At 68.9% G+C, this 1,674-nt stretch carries 1 protein-coding gene; it reads left to right on the top strand.

Annotation, left to right across the window (positions count from 1 at the left end; translation table 11 throughout):
• Positions 1-122: 122 nt before the first annotated feature.
• Complete coding sequence (locus ACFU5K_RS31840) at positions 123-1,514, top strand: IS1380 family transposase (protein WP_384068213.1); 1,392 nt, start codon at positions 123-125, stop codon at positions 1,512-1,514.
• The last annotated feature ends 160 nt before the right edge of the window (positions 1,515-1,674 follow it).

The raw sequence follows: 1,674 nt of genomic DNA, 5'->3' as shown, positions 1-1,674 counted from the left end.
CCCGAATCCACCGGCTTGATGCCTGTGGATAGCTTCTCCGGAAACGAGGAAGTGCCCTGTGGCCTGCGATGATGGGAGTTCTTCACGCTTCCAGCACGCACGACCACGAGGGCACTTCCGAGATGCAATCTTCCCATGCCGCGGCGAGGGTCTCCGCACGGTTTGATGATCCGAATCTGGTCGGGTACGGCGGGCTCGCCCCGGTGGTGCGGCTGGCCGAGCGGTGCGCACTGCCCGCACTTGTCGACGAGCACGTCCGGCTCCCGGCTTCGAAGGACGGGACCGGGGCCTTTCCCGCGGCGAAGCTGATGTCGCTGGTCGGTGGCATGGTCGCCGGGGCGGACAGCATCGATGACATGGACCGGCTGCGGCACGGTGGGCTGCCGCGCCTGTTCTCCGGGGTGCGGGCGCCGTCCACGCTGGGCTCGTACCTGCGCTCCTTCAGCCACGGGCACGTGAAGCAACTGCACGCGGTGGCCCGCCGGTTCCTGCCCGAACTGGCCGCGCACACCCCACTGCTGCCCGGCGCCGACCAGGCGGCCTACGTGGATATCGACGACACGATCCGTCGCACCTACGGCTACGCCAAGCAGGGCGCCGGCTACGGATACAGCAAGGTCAAGGGCTTGAACGCGCTGATCGGGATCGTCTCCACCCCGTTGGCCGCCCCGGTGATCGTCGCCACCCGTCTGCGCAAGGGACCGTCCAACTCCGCCCGAGGTGCGGCCGCGTTCGTCGGCGAATCGATCCGCACCGCGAGAGCGTGCGGCGCGAGCGGGCTGCTGGTCGTGCGGGCCGACTCCGCGTTCTACGGCGCCGATGTCGTGAACGCCTGCCGGGCCCTGGGCGTCCGGTTCTCGGTCACGGTGCGGATGAACGCCTCGGTCAAGGCCGCGATCGCGGGCATCGACGAAGCCGCGTGGAAGGCGATCAAGTACCCCAAGGCCGTATGGGACGAGGAGGGGCAGTGCTGGATCTCGGACGCCGAGATAGCCGAGACCCCCTACACCGCCTTCACCTCCAAGCCGAAGAAACAGCAGGTCACCGCCCGCCTGATCGTGCGCCGCGTCAAACGGCTCAACCCGGCAGCGGTCCCCGAGGGGCAGGGCGCGCTCTTCGACACCTGGCGCTACCACGCCGCGTTCACCGACTCCCCGCTCGCCCTGCCCGACGCCGAGCGTGAGCACAGGCGGCACGCTGTCGTGGAACAAGTGATCGCGGACCTGAAGAACGGCCCGTTCGCCCACGCCCCCTCCGGGCACTTCCAGGCGAATGCCGCCTGGCTCGCCCTGGCTGCTCTCGCGCACAACCTGACCCGCGCCGCCGGCGCCCTGGCGTCCGCCTTCCACGCCAAGGCCACCACCGCAACGATCCGCGACCACCTGATCAACGTGCCCGCCCGCCTGGCACGTTCAGCCCGGTGCCTCACCCTCCACCTGCCCGAACACTGGCCCTGGGCCGACGGCTTCATCCAGCTCTTCGACCTCGTGCACGCACCACCACCCACCGCCTGAAAAGCCCTGACCACCCTGCCCGCAAGGGCCCGAGAACGCCGAACACGTGGAAGAGCTGGACAGACCAGCGGATACCCCCTGCCCGAACAGCCAGATCATCTCGCCGACCGCCAAGACAACCCCGAAACGATCACTCCGGAATCAAGCCGGTGGATCCAGG

The sequence above is a fragment of the Streptomyces sp. NPDC057428 genome (assembly GCF_042803195.1).
Classification (GTDB): Bacteria; Actinomycetota; Actinomycetes; order Streptomycetales; family Streptomycetaceae; genus Streptomyces.
Note: the sequence above shows the minus strand (reverse complement) of the source record. Positions and strands in the feature narration are given on the sequence as shown.

Coding starts and splice junctions, on each gene's coding strand:
- ACFU5K_RS31840 (WP_384068213.1), top strand. CDS start 123: ATGCAATCTTCCCATGCCGCGGCGAGGGTCTCCGCACGGTTTGATGAT.